Source organism: Aliarcobacter skirrowii CCUG 10374 (genome assembly GCF_003544835.1).
Taxonomy (GTDB): Bacteria; Campylobacterota; Campylobacteria; order Campylobacterales; family Arcobacteraceae; genus Aliarcobacter; species Aliarcobacter skirrowii.
Map to the genome: position 1 here is coordinate 122,971 of NZ_CP032099.1, position 17,869 is coordinate 140,839.

Annotated in this window: 18 protein-coding genes; 9 read left to right on the plus strand and 9 right to left on the minus strand. The window is 28.3% G+C overall.

The window, feature by feature from the left end; all coding sequences use genetic code 11:
• Positions 1-42: 42 nt before the first annotated feature.
• Both ASKIR_RS00655 and recJ read left to right on the plus strand, forming a co-directional pair.
• Positions 43-1,659 (plus strand): CTP synthase, encoded by a 1,617-nt coding sequence (locus ASKIR_RS00655; RefSeq protein ID WP_066351959.1) that lies wholly within the window; start codon positions 43-45, stop codon positions 1,657-1,659.
• Positions 1,659-3,224: a single-stranded-DNA-specific exonuclease RecJ gene (gene recJ / locus ASKIR_RS00660; RefSeq protein ID WP_066351952.1), complete on the plus strand. Its 1,566-nt coding sequence runs from the start codon at positions 1,659-1,661 to the stop codon at positions 3,222-3,224. The genes ASKIR_RS00655 and recJ overlap by 1 nt, the downstream gene beginning before the upstream one ends.
• Here the strand turns inward: recJ and ASKIR_RS00665 are convergent.
• Positions 3,219-3,836, minus strand: coding sequence for a FlgO family outer membrane protein (locus ASKIR_RS00665; RefSeq protein WP_164698902.1), 618 nt, complete (start codon positions 3,834-3,836; stop codon positions 3,219-3,221). The genes recJ and ASKIR_RS00665 overlap by 6 nt on opposite strands.
• A gap of 1 nt (position 3,837) precedes the next feature.
• Positions 3,838-4,479, minus strand: coding sequence for a FlgO family outer membrane protein (locus ASKIR_RS00670; protein ID WP_066159366.1), 642 nt, complete (start codon positions 4,477-4,479; stop codon positions 3,838-3,840).
• A gap of 119 nt (positions 4,480-4,598) precedes the next feature.
• Between ASKIR_RS00670 and ASKIR_RS00675 the strand changes: the two genes are divergently transcribed.
• From ASKIR_RS00675 to ASKIR_RS00690, 4 genes are all read left to right on the plus strand, one after another.
• A complete protein-coding gene (locus ASKIR_RS00675; protein WP_066159363.1) occupies positions 4,599-5,141 on the plus strand; it encodes a DJ-1 family glyoxalase III in 543 nt (180 codons plus the stop codon).
• Between the two features lie 101 nt (positions 5,142-5,242).
• Complete coding sequence (gene dnaE, locus ASKIR_RS00680; protein WP_066351937.1) at positions 5,243-8,806, plus strand: DNA polymerase III subunit alpha; 3,564 nt, start codon at positions 5,243-5,245, stop codon at positions 8,804-8,806.
• Positions 8,781-9,566: a 5'/3'-nucleotidase SurE gene (gene surE, locus ASKIR_RS00685; protein ID WP_066351935.1), complete on the plus strand. Its 786-nt coding sequence runs from the start codon at positions 8,781-8,783 to the stop codon at positions 9,564-9,566. Before dnaE ends, surE begins: the two co-directional genes overlap by 26 nt.
• An 18-nt stretch (positions 9,567-9,584) precedes the next feature.
• Positions 9,585-9,848, plus strand: coding sequence for a hypothetical protein (locus tag ASKIR_RS00690; RefSeq protein ID WP_066351933.1), 264 nt, complete (start codon positions 9,585-9,587; stop codon positions 9,846-9,848).
• A gap of 37 nt (positions 9,849-9,885) precedes the next feature.
• On the opposite strand, the gene ASKIR_RS00695 is transcribed toward ASKIR_RS00690, so the two are convergent.
• A complete protein-coding gene (locus tag ASKIR_RS00695) occupies positions 9,886-10,185 on the minus strand; it encodes a TIGR03643 family protein (RefSeq protein WP_066351930.1) in 300 nt (99 codons plus the stop codon).
• A 3-nt stretch (positions 10,186-10,188) separates the two neighbouring features.
• Positions 10,189-10,713 (minus strand): lipocalin family protein, encoded by a 525-nt coding sequence (locus ASKIR_RS00700; protein ID WP_066351927.1) that lies wholly within the window; start codon positions 10,711-10,713, stop codon positions 10,189-10,191.
• A gap of 141 nt (positions 10,714-10,854) precedes the next feature.
• Here ASKIR_RS00700 and ASKIR_RS00705 point away from each other — a divergent pair, with 141 nt between their 5' ends.
• The 3 genes from ASKIR_RS00705 to ASKIR_RS00715 all read left to right on the plus strand — a co-directional run bounded on the left by ASKIR_RS00705 (position 10,855) and on the right by ASKIR_RS00715 (position 13,181).
• On the plus strand, positions 10,855-11,010 hold the full coding sequence (locus ASKIR_RS00705; protein WP_115588030.1) for a cryptochrome/photolyase family protein: 156 nt from the start codon (positions 10,855-10,857) through the stop codon (positions 11,008-11,010).
• A gap of 207 nt (positions 11,011-11,217) precedes the next feature.
• Positions 11,218-12,453, plus strand: a complete 1,236-nt coding sequence (locus ASKIR_RS00710; RefSeq protein ID WP_066351923.1) for a putative DNA modification/repair radical SAM protein — start codon at positions 11,218-11,220, stop codon at positions 12,451-12,453.
• Positions 12,450-13,181 (plus strand): TIGR03915 family putative DNA repair protein, encoded by a 732-nt coding sequence (locus ASKIR_RS00715; RefSeq protein WP_066351920.1) that lies wholly within the window; start codon positions 12,450-12,452, stop codon positions 13,179-13,181. The genes ASKIR_RS00710 and ASKIR_RS00715 overlap by 4 nt, the downstream gene beginning before the upstream one ends.
• Position 13,182: 1 nt before the next feature.
• Here ASKIR_RS00715 and ASKIR_RS00720 read toward each other — a convergent pair whose 3' ends face one another.
• The 5 genes from ASKIR_RS00720 to ASKIR_RS00740 form a co-directional block, all read right to left on the minus strand.
• Complete coding sequence (locus ASKIR_RS00720) at positions 13,183-14,550, minus strand: ABC1 kinase family protein (RefSeq protein WP_257122391.1); 1,368 nt, start codon at positions 14,548-14,550, stop codon at positions 13,183-13,185.
• Between the two features lie 188 nt (positions 14,551-14,738).
• Positions 14,739-15,002 (minus strand): hypothetical protein, encoded by a 264-nt coding sequence (locus ASKIR_RS00725; protein ID WP_066170653.1) that lies wholly within the window; start codon positions 15,000-15,002, stop codon positions 14,739-14,741.
• Between the two features lie 9 nt (positions 15,003-15,011).
• Positions 15,012-16,082, minus strand: coding sequence for an EAL domain-containing protein (locus ASKIR_RS00730; RefSeq protein ID WP_066351916.1), 1,071 nt, complete (start codon positions 16,080-16,082; stop codon positions 15,012-15,014).
• Positions 16,083-16,148: 66 nt separating this feature from the next.
• Positions 16,149-16,859 carry a LytR/AlgR family response regulator transcription factor gene (locus ASKIR_RS00735; protein WP_066351914.1) on the minus strand — a complete coding sequence of 237 codons (711 nt, stop codon included), beginning with the start codon at positions 16,857-16,859 and terminating at the stop codon, positions 16,149-16,151.
• A complete protein-coding gene (locus ASKIR_RS00740; protein WP_066351912.1) occupies positions 16,856-17,851 on the minus strand; it encodes a sensor histidine kinase in 996 nt (331 codons plus the stop codon). Before ASKIR_RS00740 ends, ASKIR_RS00735 begins: the two co-directional genes overlap by 4 nt.
• Between the last annotated feature and the right edge of the window lie 18 nt (positions 17,852-17,869).

The following is a 17,869-nucleotide window of genomic DNA, read 5'->3' on the forward strand; positions in this document are numbered from 1 at the left end:
TTATATATTTTTCAAACTTATTAAATTTAACGGAGTATTTTTATGACAAAATTCATTTTTGTAACGGGTGGTGTTTTAAGTTCTTTAGGAAAAGGAATAACTTCTGCATCCATTGCTGCAATTTTAAAACAGTCTGGTTTTAAGGTAAGTATGTTAAAAATTGACCCGTACTTAAATGTGGATCCTGGAACTATGAGTCCATTAGAGCATGGAGAAGTTTTTGTTACTGCTGATGGCGCTGAAACAGATTTAGACTTAGGAAATTATGAGAGATTTATTGATAGAACTTTAACAAAAATAAATAGTTTTACAACTGGTCAGGTTTATCAAAGTGTAATTAAAAGAGAGAGGGAAGGTGGATATCTTGGTAAAACTATTCAAGTTATTCCTCATGTTGTTGATGAGATAAAAAGTAGAATTTTTGCTGCTGCTGAAGGGAATGAGTTTTTAATTATTGAAATTGGTGGAACAGTTGGTGATATAGAGAGTCTTCCATTTTTAGAGGCAATTAGATCAATAAGACATGAACTTCCAAAAACAAATACAATGAATATTCATGTTAGTTTAGTTCCTTATATTAAAGCAGCTGGTGAGCTTAAAACAAAACCAACTCAACACTCAGTTCAAGAGTTAAGAAGAATTGGAATTACTCCTCATATGTTAGTTTGTAGAACAGAAAAAGAGTTACCAAAAGCCTTAAAAGATAAATTAGCACTATCTTGTGATATTGATAGAAATGCAGTTATTGAAGCTGGTGATGCTCAATCTATTTATCAAATGCCACTACATTTTATAAAAGATGGTATTTTAAACCCTCTTCAAGAGCATTTTAATATTAAAATTAAACCAAATATGGAAAAATGGGATACTTTAGTTAAAAATATTTTAGTTCCTCAAGATGAGGTTAATATTGCTTTAGTTGGTAAATATCTTGATTTAAAAGAGTCATACAAATCTTTAGTTGAGTCACTAATTCACGCTGGAGCTCACTTAAATACAAAAATAAATATTCATTGGTGTGATAGTGAAAGAATTGAAGATTTAGGTGTTTATGAAGTTATTGGAAATGTTGATGCAATTTTAGTTGCTGGTGGATTTGGAGCACGAGGTGTTGAAGGTAAATTAAAAGCTATTCAATATGCAAGAGAGAATAATATTGTATTTTTAGGAATTTGTCTTGGAATGCAACTATCAATTGTTGAGTTTGGAAGAAATGTTTTAGGACTTGAAGATGCAAACTCTGTTGAATTTGATGAGAACACAACAAATCCAATGATATATTTAATTGATGAGTTTATAGATCAAAGTGGACATAAACAATTAAGAACTAGCAAATCACCAATGGGTGGAACTATGAGATTAGGAGAGTATCCATTTACTCCACTAAAAGGCTCAAAATTACAAAAAGCTTATGGAGACAAAGATCAATATTTTGAAAGACATAGACATAGATATGAAGCAAATCCAAAATATAAAGAGGCTTTAGAGAAGGCTGGAATGATTGTAAGTGGAGAGTCAAATGGGCTTATTGAGGTGGTTGAACTAAGAGATCATCCTTGGTTTGTTGGAGTACAGTTCCATCCAGAGTTTACATCTCACTTAGAGACACCAAATCCAATTATTTTAGAGTTTGTAAAACAGGCTAATAAACCAAAATAATGTCGAAAATTACAAAGCAGAAGCTTTTTGAAATCTTAAATGCAAGACATTTGAATAATCCATATTCAAAGCTTGCATCAATACCATCTCCAAACAGTTTTAAAGATATAGATATTGCATCAAAACGAGTTAAAGAGGCTATAGAAAACAAGGAAAAAATAACTATAGTTGGTGACTATGATGTTGATGGAGTTGTATCAACTACAATTATGTTAGAGTTTTTTGACTTTATTGGTGTAAAAGTTGATTATATAATTCCAAATAGATTTGAACATGGATATGGCTTATCTCCTAAAATTGCAAATATGATAGATAGTGGCTTAGTAATTACAGTTGATAATGGAATAAGTGCTTATGAAGCATCTATCATTTTAAAAGATAAAAATATTGATTTAATCATAACAGATCACCACACTGTAGGAGATAAACTCCCAGTTGCTCTTGCAATTATTAATCCAAAACAAAAAGATTGCAATTTTGAGTTTAAAGAGATTTGTGGAGCTCAAGTAGCTTGGTATTTTTGTGCTGCAATAAAAAAGCAGATGAATTTAAATGTTGATATGTCAAGTTTTTTAGATCTTCTATCTTTGGCAATAATTGCAGATATTATGCCAATGACAACTCTTAATTATACAATGGTAAAACAGGGTTTAAAGAAGATGAAACTCTCTTCAAGAGAGGCTTTTAAACTATTAAATCAAAGCTTAGCAAAAGATATTTTGGCATCTGATGATGTTGGATTTATGATAGCACCAAAGATAAATAGTGCTGGAAGAATGGATGATGCATCTATTGCTTTAGAGTTTTTATTATCAAAATCACAAAATAGTGCTTATGAGAGTTTAGCTTTATTGGATGAGTTAAATAATTATAGAAAAGCACTACAAGAAGAGATTACTTTAAAAGCACAAAGTCAGATTAAAAATGAAGATAGAGCGATTGTTGTTTGGGGTGAAGATTGGCATGAAGGAGTAATAGGAATAGTTGCTTCAAAATTATCAAATAAATATAAAAAACCAGCCTTTATATTCTCAATAAAAGATAATCTTGCAAAAGGTAGTGCTAGAGCAAACTCTTCAATAAATCTTTATGATTTAATCTCAAATGCAAAAGATATTTTAAATGGTTTTGGTGGTCATAAAAATGCAGCTGGATTATCTTTGAATGCTTTAAAACTTGAAGAGTTTAAAGATATTATAAATAAGAGTTTAGATAACTTTGAAGATAATCTTCACGATGAGCTTGAAACTTTGGGTGAGTTAGATGTTCAAAGTGTTGATTTAGAGTTCTTAGATATTATTGAGAGTTTTGAACCATATGGTTTAGAGAATGAAAGACCTATATTTAAAGTTTCAAATGCAAATTTAATTAAATATGAACTAATTGGAAGAGATAAAAATCATTTAAAGTTGATTTTAAATAGTGATGGATATTTATTTGAAGCAATTAAATTTAACGAAAAGAGTTTAGATTTAAAAGAGAGTTTAGATTTGATTTTGTCAATATCAAAAAATGAGTTTAGAGGAGTTGTTAAACCTCAATTTCTAATTCAAGAGATACTATAAAACCAAAGGTCTCCTAGTATTCTCTCTTAAGAACTTCTCTTTTTCAAGCTCTTTTTGATTTTCTGGATTAAGAAATCCTTCAAGATTTAAAATCTCATCATCAATTTGAGTTCTCTCAAATGCACTACCTACAATATTTCCACTTCTAAGCTCTATTAATTTTATAAAAATATTTAAAGTTTTACTTGTAATTGAGTAAGAGCCAACAAGTGCATATCTTGAATCAACTTCATCTGATAATATCTTTTTATGCTCTCTTGTTAAAACATTCAGACCACTTTTACCAAACTCAAACTCTTTTGTAAGTTCAACTTCTCTAGTAATAATATTTTTTGAAGCTAATGTATCTTTTAACATATTTGATAATAAAAAACCAAGTTCTGAACGATTTTTTAAGTTATCAACATTTACAAAATCTGAAACTAAAACAACATCATCCAAATAGATATGTCTACTTAAATTTAAAGATGGTTTATCAACCATATTTGTAATCATTAAGTGAAAATTTGTAGCTTTTGTAATTGGGTTTTTGTATGAACAAGATACAAGAAAAAAAGAAAAAAAAGCTAGAGCTAAAATTAGCCCTAGCTTCTTTAAAAATAGTTGAGGCATCTTATCTCTTCTCATCAACTATTTTAATTGTTCTTAAAGGTGGACAATCACCAAATATAACACAATCATTTGCATAATTGTGATTATATGTAGCTCTTGCACTTGAGATTACTTTTCCAGTGATATTATCAATAATTCTTGCATTTAGAATTATCTTTCCAAGCTGTCTTGAGTATGTTCCAACAACAACATAGTTGCTAGGAATTTCACTTTTTAAATCTTTTCTCTCTCTTGATAGAAAATATTCACCCTTATCATTTACAGAAACTGCTAATTGTCCCCTAAACTCTGTAACACTAAAGCCTTTATTTGAAAGCTCATCAATCATACTCTCCCCTATAACTCTTCCAAACTCTGAAGTTTGTTTAAACTTATCAAGTTGTACAAAAGAAGTTACAATAATTGATTTGTTTGTATCAACTTTTCTATTAGTTACCATCTGAGTAGCCAAAGAAGCTATAGTTGCTTCAAGAGTGTTTTGCACTACAACTTTATTTTGTTTAAAGTTTGCAATGTTCATACCATCACTCATAGATTTAACTTTATCATACTCTGATTTAGTATCTTTATTTTTATGGCTACACCCTGCAAATACAGAAATAACTACCAAAAGAATTGAAAATCTTAAAAACTTTTTAGACATATGCTATCCTCTTTATAAATTCTTAAGATTTTATTTAAAATATACTTACAACAACTTTATATAAGCTACTATAAACAATTTTATATATAATATTTTAGAAAATTTAAAAAGGAGATTTTATGTCGAAAATTTTAGTAGCAATTTCAAATGGTTTTGAAGAGATAGAAGCTGTTAGTATAATTGATATTTGCCGTCGCGCGGGAATTGAAGTTATAACTGCTGGAGTTGAAGGTAAAAACTTAGTTGGTGCTCATAATATTAAAATAGAGATGGATAAAAAAATAACTGAAGTAGATTCAAGTGATTTTGATATGATAGTTCTTCCAGGTGGTCTTCCAAATGCTTTTACTTTAGCAGAAGATAAAGACGTTCAAAGACTTTTAAAAGAGTTTAAAGAGAAAAACAAAAAAATAGCAGCTATTTGTGCAGCGCCTTATGCACTGCACAAAGCAGGAGTTTTAAACGAAAACTATACTTGCTATCCTAGTTTTGAAAAAAAGATAAAAGATGATGGTTATCGTGATGATAAAAATGTTGTTACTGATAATAATGTAATAACTTCAAGAGGACCAGCAACTGCTGTTGATTTTGCTTTGGAGATAGTAAAAACTTTAAAAGGTGATGATATTTATTTTCAAGTTAAAACAGGACTTTTAGCATAATTAATATAAGCTCTCTTAGGGCTTGTATTATATTAATATCTTCTCAATAAAATTTTAGATAAAATCTTTACTTAAAAAATAAAATAGAAGATTTATAGAATATGTCAAAAATACCACAATTTACACATTTACATCTGCATACAGAGTATTCACTACTTGATGGTGCAAACAAAATAAAACCACTAGCTAAAAAGATTAAAGAGCTTGGAATGACAAGCGTTGCTATGACTGACCATGGAAATATGTTTGGAACAATAGATTTTTACAACGCTATGAAAGCTGAAGGAATAAAGCCAATAATTGGAATGGAGGCTTATATTCATAATAGTGAAGATTTGAGTGATAAAACAAATAGACAAAGATTTCACTTATGCCTTTATGCAAAAGATGAAGAGGGATACAAAAATCTTATGTATCTTAGTTCAAAAGCATATATGGAAGGTTTTTATTACTATCCCCGAATCAATAAACAGCTTTTAAAAGAACATAGTTCTGGTCTTGTTTGTAGTGCTGCTTGTTTACAAGGTGAAGTTAATTGGCATTTAAATACTCAAAATGAACGAAATGTAAAAAATGGTTCAAAGGGTTATGAAGAGGCAAAAAGAGTAGCACTTGAATATAAAGAGATATTTGGAGATGATTTTTATTTAGAGATTATGAGACATGGAATTAGTGATCAACTTTTTGTTGATGACCAGATTTTAAGAATCTCTGCTGAGACTGGAATAAAAGTAGTTGCAACAAATGATACTCACTACTTAGAGCAAAAAGATGCTGATGCACATGAAGCATTTATGTGCATTGCAATGAATAAACTCTATGATGATCCAAATAGATTAAGACATAGTGTTCATGAGTTTTATTTAAAATCTCCTGAGCAAATTTATAAACTTTATGCAGATATTCCTGAAGCCATCGAAGCAACTCAAGAGATTGCAAATAAATGTAATCTTACAATAAAACTAGGAAATCCAACTCCACCAAACTTTAAATTTACAAGAGATAAATTAAAAGAACTTAATATTGAAATCCCAGAACCAGAAAATGAGTATTCACTAGAAAATGATAAAGTTCTGTTTGCATTTGAGTGTAGAAAAGGTTTAGAAGATAGATTAAAACTTGTACCTCTTGAAAAGCATGAAGAGTATAGGGCTAGATTAGAAACAGAGATAAATATTATAAATAATATGAAATTCCCTGGATATATGTTAATTGTTTGGGATTTTGTGAAAGTTGCAAAAGATATGCAAATTCCAGTTGGTCCAGGAAGAGGATCGGCTGCTGGAAGTTTAGTTGCATATAGTTTAAAAATTACAGATATTGACCCAATTCCTTATGGATTACTTTTTGAGAGATTTCTAAATCCAGAGAGGGTTTCAATGCCCGATATTGATATGGATTTTTGTCAAAGTAGACGTGGAGAAATAATTGATTATGTTGTTCAACAGTATGGTCGAGCTAACGTTGCTCAAATTATCACTTTTGGTAAGCTTTTAGCAAAAGGGGTGATTAGAGATGTTGCAAGAGTTTTAGATATGCCTTATGCAAAAGCTGATGCTATGGCAAAATTAATTCCAGATGAGTTGGGAATAAATTTATCTTCATCTTGGGAGAAAGAGCCAAAAATAAAAGAGCTATGTGAAGCAGATCCTCAAGCTGCAAGAGTTTGGGAGTATGCCTTGGCTCTTGAAGGATTAAATAGAAATGCTGGAACTCATGCAGCTGGAGTGGTTATCTCAAATGAACCACTTTGGAATAAAACACCACTATTTAAACCAAGTGGACTTGATACAATAGCTACTCAATACAATGGAAAATATATTGAAGATGTGGATTTAATTAAATTTGACTTTCTTGGACTTAAAACTTTAACTGTAATTGATGAGGCTATAAAATTAATAGAGCAAAGACATCAAAAAACAATAGATTTTAAAACCATAGATGTAAATGATAAAGGTGTTTATGATTTAATTCAAACAGGAGATACATTAGGACTATTTCAAATAGAGTCTGATGGAATGCAGGATTTATGTAAAAGATTAAAACCATCAAATTTTGAGGATATTGTTGCCGTTTTAGCACTTTATAGACCAGGACCTATGGAGTCTGGAATGCTTGATGATTTTATTGAAAGAAAGCACGGAAGAGCAAAAATTGATTACTTCCATGATGAGCTTGAAGAGGTTTTAAAACCAATACTTGAAAATACTTATGGAGTAATTGTTTATCAAGAACAGGTTATGCAAATTGTTCAAAGTGTTGGAGGTTTTTCGCTTGGAGGAGCCGATTTAGTAAGACGAGCAATGGGTAAAAAGATTAAAGAGGAGATGGATAAGCTAAAAGGTCAATTTGCAGATGGAGCCCAAGAAAAAGGATTTACAAGAGCTTATGCAGAAGAGCTTTTTGATTTAATTGTAAAGTTTGCTGGATATGGGTTTAATAAATCTCACTCTGCTGCTTATGCTTTAGTTACTTTTTATACTTCATATTTAAAGTGTTATTATCCAGCTGAGTTTATGGCAGCTTTATTAACACTTGAAAAAGATAATACAGATAAGGTTGTAAGATATGTTGATGAGGTAAAAAGGTTAGGATTAGAGTTATTTGCACCTGATATAAATAAATCAGACCTAGTTTTTTCAGCTACAAACATAGATGGCAAAGAGGTTGTTATGTTTGGAATGGGTGCTATTAAAGGTGCTGGTGATGTAGCCATTAAATCTATTTTAAAAGCAAGAGAAGAGGGTGATTTTAAAGATTTAGCAGATTTTATTTCAAGAATTGACTCAAGTAAGGTAAATAAAAGAGTAATTGAATCATTGGCAAAAGCTGGAGTTTTTGATAGTTTTGGTTACTCAAGAAATGCAATTTTAAGTCAAATAGAGAAAATTTTAGATGCAACAAATAAAGCCTCAAGTGCAAAAAAAATGGCTTTTGGATCACTATTTGGTGATAGTAGTGAACTTACAACAATAGATATAGAGCTTGATAGACTTCCTGAATATTCACAAAAAGAGATATTGGAGCTTGAAAAAGCTAGTTTAGGTTTTTATGTTTCAGGACACCCTCTTGATGAGTACAAAGATAAAATTGATAAGATTAACTATACTTTATCTTCACAAATTGATGATTTAGCAGATGGTAGCCAGATTTTAATAGTTGGAAAAATAGAGGAGATTGTTGAAAAAATCTCAAAAAAAGGTAGTAAATTTGGAATTGTATCAATTTTAGATTTCCATGGAACAGTTGAATTTATGCTATTTGAAGATAAATTAAAAGAGCTAAAAGAGAGTTTTGATTTAAATGAACCAATAGCTTTTAAGGTTCGAATTTCAAAAACAGAGCAATTTACAAGAATGAATGTTTTAAAAATAGAGACAATTTATGAAGCACAAAAAGAGAAGGTTAAAATTAAACAAAAAGAGGAGCCAGTTTTACCTTTAACTATTGCAGTTCCTCTTAGTGATGATGAGTCTATAATGCACAAACTATTTGATATAGTAGTAAATAATCAAGGTAAAAGAGAGCTAAAGATTTTAGTAAAATCAAAATTGGCTGATATTGAATTGGAGAGCGGAATAAAGGTAAATGATAATTTAGAAAAAGAGATTTTAAAAGTAAAAGGAGTTTATATAATAGATGTTGAAAATTCTTCTAACAAATGATGATGGATATGATGCAGTAGGACTTAAAGCTTTAATAAAAGCATTATCTCCTATTGCAAAAATTATGGTTGTGGCACCTGCAAAAAACAAATCTGCATGTGGTCACTCTTTGACATTGGATAGACCATTAAGATTAATTAGTCTTGATGATGAGTTTTATAAAATAGATGATGCAACACCAACAGATTGTATATACTTATCTTTAGGTCACCTTTTTAAAAATGGTTACAGACCAGATTTAGTAATAAGTGGTATAAATATTGGCGCAAATATGGGAGAAGATATTACTTATAGTGGAACTTGTAGTGCTGCTATGGAGGCTGTAATACATGGTGTTCCAGCAATTGCGGTATCTCAAGTTTGTAAAGATATGTGTAGAAGTATTGTTGTTGATTGGAATTTTGAGCTAGCTTGTAAGGTAATTTTAGAGCTTGTTTCTAAAATAAAAAATGGCTCTTTCCCACTAGATGAAAGAAAGTTTTTAAATGTTAATATTCCACCACTAAAAGCTAATGAATGTAAAGGAATAAAAATTACAAAAGCTGGATATAGAGAGTATGGAAATGATGCTCATAGACACATAAATCCAAGAGGAGAAGAGTACTATTGGATTGGACTTCATCCTCTTATTTGGAGAGCAAGTCCTGATGCATCTTGTGATTTTGAAGCAATAAAAGATGGTTATGTATCTATTACCCCTGTTATGCTTGATATGACTTCTCATAAAGATATAGAAAATTTAAAAAAATGGATAAATTAAAAAAAGGAAAACAAAATTATGAATTTTGAAAATTCAATAAAAAAACATGTAAAAAAACTTGTAGGAGCTTTAAAGAGTGAAGAGGAGCTTCAAGAGGTATTAAAAAGAAAGTTTACAAAAAAAGAGTATAAAATATTTGTTGCTTTTGAAGAGGGTAAAACTATAGATGAGATAAAATCTCTTGTTAAAGAGGATGATAGTGAAAAAATAAAAAAAGCTTATCAAACAACAATTAAAAAATTAAATCAAGAACTATTTAAAAAAGAGCTTGTTGAGTTTTAATTAGAGTTATTTCCAAAATTGGAAATAACTCTTTTGTTTATTGAAATCTAGTTGTTTTGTAGTTTACTTTTAGTTTGTGTTTTGTAGCTCTACCTTGAACTCGTTTTCTCCACATTTTAAAACTACTTCTTTTTAAAAGATCCCTCATCATATTTTTTACTTCATTTTCACTAAACCCATAAAGCTCTTTAATAGTATCAAATGAAACTCTATCTTGCCAAGCCATCTCTATGAGTCTATTTTTATCAGACTCACTAAAAGAGAATTGAGCTACTTTTTTCTTACTTTTTTTTCTATTTTTGTTAAACTCAACTGCTTTTTGTTTATCAAAATACATAAACTACTCCTGAATTGTGTAGATAAGTTTTGTTTTATCAAATCCCATATTTGTAATTTTTTCTAGCAAGATATTTAAAGTTTTTTTATCCATAGATTTTTCTCTTGATAAAATCCATAAATACTCTTTTGAAGGAGTTCCAACAATTGCATATTTATAATTTTCATCTAAATCCAAAATCCAATAATCTCCATAAAATGGTCTAAAAAAACTAACCTTTAACTTACTATTTGTCTCATCAACACTATAAGCAACAGCTTTAGCATCTTTAAACTCATTTGTAGTTATTTTTGTACAACTATTTACAACTTGAATTTTGTTATCATCTCTTAAAGAGTAGTTTGCTTTTACATTTTTACAATCTTTTTGAAAAGAGTGCTCATATCTAGCAATCTCATACCAATCTCCAAGATATTTTTGTAAATCTACTTTTTGCACAGTTTTTAAATCTGTTGGCTCTTTTGTTGCACAAGATACAAAAAATAGTGAAACGATTAAAAATACCAAAATATTTAAATATTTTTTCATATAAACCCCTTTTTATTCTAAATAATTGAAAATAGATTATATATCAATAAATATTTTATTTGTATAATTTAAATGTTAATTAATAGATAAACAGACAGTAAAAAGCTACAAATATACAGTTAAAATAAATAAAATCAATTTATGAAAATATTTATTCTATATCCAAATCAACTATTTAAAAATATCTCAAATTTTATGAATAAAAAAATGCTTTTAATTGAAGAGCCACTATTTTTTACTCAATATGATTTTCATATTCAAAAGCTAATTTTACATAGAGCTAGTATGAAATTTTAGATGCACTTTACTGGAGATTTTTACATAAATACTCTTTTAAGTTTTACAAAAATCCAAGAATGAAGATGCAAATAACACTTTTAAATAAAATGCCAAAAGAGAAGTTAGAAAATCATCTTTTAGTTGCGAAAAAGTTTATAGATGATATTTTTATTACAAATTGAAATATTTTTGAATAAAAAAATTTATTTAAAGTAAAATTACAAAATGAAAAATGATATTTATGAAAAAATGGAAATTTTAGCAAATAGTGCAAAATATGATGTATCTTGCTCTTCAAGTGGAGTTGAAACTTCATACAAAAAAGGGGAACTTGGAGCAACTCACACAAGTGGAATTTGTCACACTTTCACACCTGATGGAAGATGCGTATCGCTTCTAAAAGTGTTACTTACAAATATTTGTATCTATGATTGTGCATATTGCATAAATCGTGTTTCAAATGATATTCCAAGAGCTGTTTTTTCTCCAAGAGAACTAGCAGACATCACAATCAATTTTTACAAAAGAAACTATATAGAGGGGTTGTTTTTAAGCTCTGGAATTGTAAAAGATGAAGACCATACTATGACTTTGATTTTAAAAGCTTTAAAGATTTTGCGATATGAGTATAAATTCAATGGTTATATTCACATAAAATTAATTCCTGGAAGTAGTATGGAGTTAGTTGAAGAAATAGTTAAATTAGCAAATAGAGTAAGTTCAAATATAGAGCTTCCAAGTGATAAATCACTCAAACTTTTAGCACCAAATAAGACAAAAGAGAAGGTTTTACAACCACTAAAATTTGCACGAGATTTAAGTTTAAAAAAGGAGCAAAAACCAATAGGAATGAGTACGCAACTAATAGTTGGAGCAACTCCTGAAAGCGATAGAGATATACTTAAACTTAGCTCCGCTTTGTATGATAAAGCACTATTGAAAAGGGTTTATTATAGTGCTTATATTCCAGTAAATAATGACAAAAATCTTCCTTCAGTTGTTACAAAACCACCGCTTCTAAGAGAGCATAGACTTTATCAAGCTGATTGGTTACTTAGATTTTATAACTTCTCTTATGATGAGATAGTTACAGATGAATTTCCAAATTTAGATGAGGAGTTGGACCCAAAAACTTTTTGGGCATTAAACAATCTAAAATATTTTCCTATGGAGATAAACACAGCTTCAAAAGAGGAGTTATTAAGAATTCCAGGAGTTGGAGCAAGAGGTGTTATGAAGATTTTAAGTGCAAGAAGATTTAAAAAACTCACTTTTGATGATTTGAAAAAATTAAAAATATCAATCAAAAAAGCAAAATATTTTATCACTTGCAACAAAGAGTTTCAAAGGCAAGTTCCATTTTACAAAGAAAATCTCAAGCTTGCACTTACAAAACCTGAACCAAAAAAGCTAATACAACCTTCACTTTTTGATGTTAGCTCAATTACAGGTGAGATATGATTTTACTTTATGATGGAACTTTTGAGGGATTTTTATCTTTGGTTTATGAGGTTTATTATAAAAAATTAAAACCTACAAAAATATATAAAACTCTTCCAAATGAGATCTTATTTGAAGAGATTTTAGAGATAAACAGTTCAAAAGAGAGTGGAATAAAAGTTTTAAATGCCATAAAAACAAAATTTCCAAAAGAGATTTTAGAGAAAATTTTAAATATTTTTATGTGCGATTCAAAGGAGTTTGAAATGGCTCTTTTGGAGTATATTGTTATTGGTTTTAAAGATTCAAAACAGCTATACAATATAAACAACTCTTGCGTTTTTTATCTAAATAATCTTGAAAAAGAGTTGTTTAGAGTGACTCATAAATTAACTGGATTTATAAGATTTGAAGAGTTAGAAGATAAAACTTTATATGCAAAAATTGAATCCAAATTCAATGTTGTCTATTTTTTAGGAAGACATTTTCTAAAAAGATTCAACAACCAAAATTTCATAATCCACGACATAAATAGAAAAATTGCTTTTTTAAAAATGCAAAATGATTACTCAATAAAAGAGGTTGCTTTTTTTGATGAACCAAATTATTCACCAAATGAAGAGAAATTTCAAAAACTATGGAAAAGTTTTTTTAGCGGTGTTACTATAAATGAAAGAACTAATTTAAAGCTTCAAACTCAAATGGTGCCACTTTTATATAGAACTTATATGAGTGAATTTAAAAATTAAACTATTTTATAAACCAAACTCTTATGAAACCTAAAGAGACCAAAATCAAAGCAAGATTTTTTAAACTATCATCAAAAAAGATTAAAAATATTCCAAATAGAATAAATGATAGAGATTTTAAGTGTGAGCCAAAATACTCTTTTAAATCTTTTTTTATAAACTCTAGTTGCTCTTTGTTTATTTGTACTTCAAGTTCACCTTTTGAACCTTTTGCAACTAGTTGTTTTAGATTTTTTATAAATTTAGGAAATGACTCTAACTCATCTAAAACTATTTGTGAAATTGTAGTTTTAACTCCTAATGCTTTTGGAAGATTATCTTTTAAAATTGGTAAAATATCTTTTACACCATTAAAATTTTCTATATAAGTTGTTCCTAAACCCTCTATTATTGCACTAACTCTTAAAATATAAACAGCATCGCTTGGAAGTTTAAATGGTAAATCTCTTGTACTTTCTAAAACTTCAAATGCTAGTTTTTGCATAGATTCACTAGATAAATTATCGTTTGAAAAAATTTCAAACATCTTTTGACTAAACTGGGCCATCAAAGCTTCAGGTGCTTCATAGCTAATAGTTCCAAGTTTTTTGTTTGCTCTTACAAAAGTTTCAAAATCACCTCTATTTGCACCATCAATTAGCTCAATTATCGCAACTCTTGAATCATTTGGTATATTTTTAACCATTCCAAAATCAAGTAAAATTAGCTCTCCATTTGCGTTTACAAGCAAGTTTCCAGGGTGTGGGTCTGCATGAAAATATCCATTTATTAACATCTGCTCTGTGTAGAAGTTTACAAGTTTTGAGATAATTTGTTTAAAATCAATATCATATTTTTCTAAAGAAGTTTTATCATCAAATCTAAAACCATCCATAAAACTCATAACTATGGCACTATTTGAGCAAAACTCTTCAAAAGGTTTTGGAAATAAAACTCCACTATCTTTATATGTAGCAGAGAACTTTTTTAAATTTTCAAGCTCAATTGTGAGGTTTGTCTCATCTTTTATCATAGATGAAAACTCATTTATAACAGCATCTATTGAATTTTTTGTGTAATATGAAAAAAGTGGTCTAAAAAGTTTGTTGAAGAAATTTAATATTTTTATATCAACTCTTACTTGTTTTTCAATATTTTTTCTTCTTAATTTAACTGCAACTTTTGTATCATCTTGCAAATATGCAATATGAACTTGACCAATTGAAGCACTAGCTATTGGCTCATTTTCAAACTTTTTAAAACACTCTTGCTTGAAAGACTCTTTAAAAACATTTTCAAAATCAGATTTAGACATTTTTGGAAGTTTGTCGTGTAGCTCTTTTAACTCATCTAAATACTCTTTTGAGAAAAAATCAGATCTAGTTGCCAAAACTTGTGCAAGTTTTATAAAACTAGCTCCCAAATAAAATATTGTCTCTTTTAGTTTTTTTGGCTTTAAAGCTTTAAGGAACAAAAAACTATCCCTTTTTTTAATAAGTAAAAAAAGAGATAGTAAGAATCTAAATATTAAATAGACTCTAAAAGGTGAGAAAAGTTTAAGATAGATATAAAAAGTTTTTATTTTAAATCCTCTTTTAACTTCTCTAAATCAGCTTTTGTAGCAACTCCTAGTTCATCTAAAACCTCTTTAAACATATCTTTTATCTTGGCTTTAATTCGCTCATCTTCATCTTTTCCTTTTTGTTCTAAAGATTCTAAAAAGCTCTTTGCATCGCTAGTTTTGATTTTTCCTTTCTCCTGTAGAGTTTTTAACTCCTCTTCAACTCGCTCTTTTAAAAGTAATGCTCCACCAAGTCCTGTAAATAAAATCTCTTTTAACATGAAAACTCCTTAAAATTTAATTTTTCTAATTGGCTCCGAAGATGGCTTTGCAAAGTAGTAACCTTGCACCAATGAAGCACCGTTGTCTTTTAAGTATAAATACTCCTCCTTAGTCTCAATTCCTTCTGCTAATACTGTAATATTATTCTCTTTTGCAATATTTACTATAGCTGCAAAAACAGATTGATTTGCTCTATTTTTATCAATATCTTTTATTATTTCTCTATCAACTTTTACAATATCAGGTAGAAGTTGAACAATCATATTTAAAGATGAGTATCCACTTCCAACATCATCCAAAGCTACCATAAAACCTTTTGATTTATAAAAATTCAAAATATTTTTCAAGTGTTCAATATCTTCTATATTTTCACTCTCAACAACTTCAAATATTACATTTTTTGGATCAAACTCTAAAGAGTTTGCCCATTTAACTGTTGATTGTAAACAGTGATTAGGATCATAAATTGCTGTTGGAATAAAGTTTATAAAAACTTTTGCTCTAATATTTTTAATAGCAGCAGTTTTTAGTGAACTCTCTCTACAAGCTCTATCTAAATAAAAAAGCATATCTCCATCTTTTGCCCAAGTAAAAAGTTTATCTGGATAGACTAATGTTCCATCCTCATTTACACCTCTTGCAAGAGTTTCATAACCATAAATTGTATTAGTTTTTACATCTAAAATTGGTTGAAAATGTGCTGTTAAACCACCTTTTGAGAGTAAAGATGATAACTCTTGAGCTGAGATTTGATTTTTAAACTTCTCTAAACTTTTAACTTCTCTAATTTTTGAGTAATCGAGCTTTTCATTTTCACTTAAACTAAGAATATAAATAGCTTCTCTTTCATGTTTTTTAAAAATATCTTTTGAAAGAAGCTTACTTAAAAAAGTAAAAAGTGAAGATGTTTGAATAATAATAGTTAAATTATCCTCTTTTTTATAATTTATATTTTCATCTTCCAAATAGTTTATAAATTTTTTTGATAACTCTAAAACTTCAAAAGCAATAATAAGTTTTGAACTACTATCATTTAAAATTGGTAGAGTTTGACACTTAATGCAAGAACCTGTTGGCATTATTACTCCTTTATTTTTTAAATTTTAGTAAATTTTTTAAGATTTTGGTACTAATTTTGTGACTCTTTATATACTTTTTTTATCTAAATACTCTCTAAACTCTTTTGCCCCATCTTTTGAGCTTACAATAAACTCATCAATACCACTAAAATATATCTCAAGCTTTGATTGTTCTACACTTTTTATAGATTTTATCTTATCAACATTTACAATATAAGATCTGTGAACTCTAAAAAAGTTTTTATCTTTTAATATCTCCTCTAAATCTCCAATCTTCTTTTTTGCATAAACAAAATTCTCTTTAGTTCGTATAATAATCTCATCTAAATCAGCTTTTATATAAAAAATATCATCTATCTCAACTAAATAGATTTTATCAGAAACCTTTCCTAAAATTTTTTTTGAACGATTAACTTTTTCCTCTTTATACAAAGATATTTTTTGTAAAGTTTTTTTTAGTTCAATATTTTCAACAGGTTTTAGCAAATAACCCATCCCACCTTTTTTAAAGGCATCCAAAGCATACTCTTCATAAGCTGTTTGAAACACTATAAAAGTTTTTGGCTCAATATTAAGTATTAGTTCAGCTAGTTCTAAACCACTAAAATTTGGCATAGAGATATCCAAAAAAGCAGCATCAAATTTTGTTTTTGAAATCTCTTTTATAGCTTCTAAAGGGTCACTAAATTGAACTACATCAAAAATATTATTATCATTTAAAACTCTTTTTAATCTTGCAAGTGCCAAACTCTCATCATCTACTATTAATACTTTCAATTTTTATCCTTTAAAATAATAGAAAAAGCCATATTTTCACTATCTGAAATATATTCAAGTTTTCCTATATTTAATATTTTTAATCTATTTTCTAAATTTGATAAACCTGTTTTAAACTTGATATTTGAACTCTTTTTACCATCATTTGAAACTGTTATAGAGTTTTTGTCAAATTTAATATAAATATTTAACTCTTTTCCCAAATATCCATGTTTTATACCATTTTCAACCAAAAGTTGAATTGAAAATTTTGGTATTTTTTCTAGTTGTAAATTTGAGTAATCATCTATTTTTAAAACAATTTTATTATCAAATCTAATATTTTCAATTCCAACATAAGTTTGAACCATTAAAATCTCATTTTCAAGTGTAACTAAACTCTCTTTATTTATAGCATTTCTTAAAAATTTTGATAATTTCAAAACGGCATCTTCTGCCTTTTTTTTATCGCTATAGATTAGTTGTGAAACAGAGTTTAGTGCGTTAAATAGAAAATGTGGATTTAACTCATTTTCAAGTGATTTTAGTTTTGACTCTAAAATCTCTTTTGCTATTTGACTATTTTTATTTTTTAAAGATACAAATTGATGAAGTATCAAAGCTATTAGAAGTGTTAAAAAACCAACAACAACTGCAATACTAAACCAAAAAGAGCTTACTATTGCAACAACTTCAAAATCACTATTAAAATATATAAAAAAAGTGAGTAAAAATCCTAGAAATCCTGATAAAAAAGAGAAAAATAGACTTAAAACCGTCCAAAATTTTTTATCTATTTTTGGAAGAATAAACCTATTTGAAGAGCTTATTAAAATCATTGCAAAAATAGCTATAAAAAAAGCTGTGCTTATGCTAAAAATAATTGTTGAAATTGTTTGTAAATCTTTATTTAAAAAATAGAAAATCAAAGATTGAAAAAATCCAAATAGTATTCCAATTATTAAGATATTTAACCAATCTTTTGATGATATTTTAAGTTCATCTTTTATCATTTTAAACCTTTTTATATT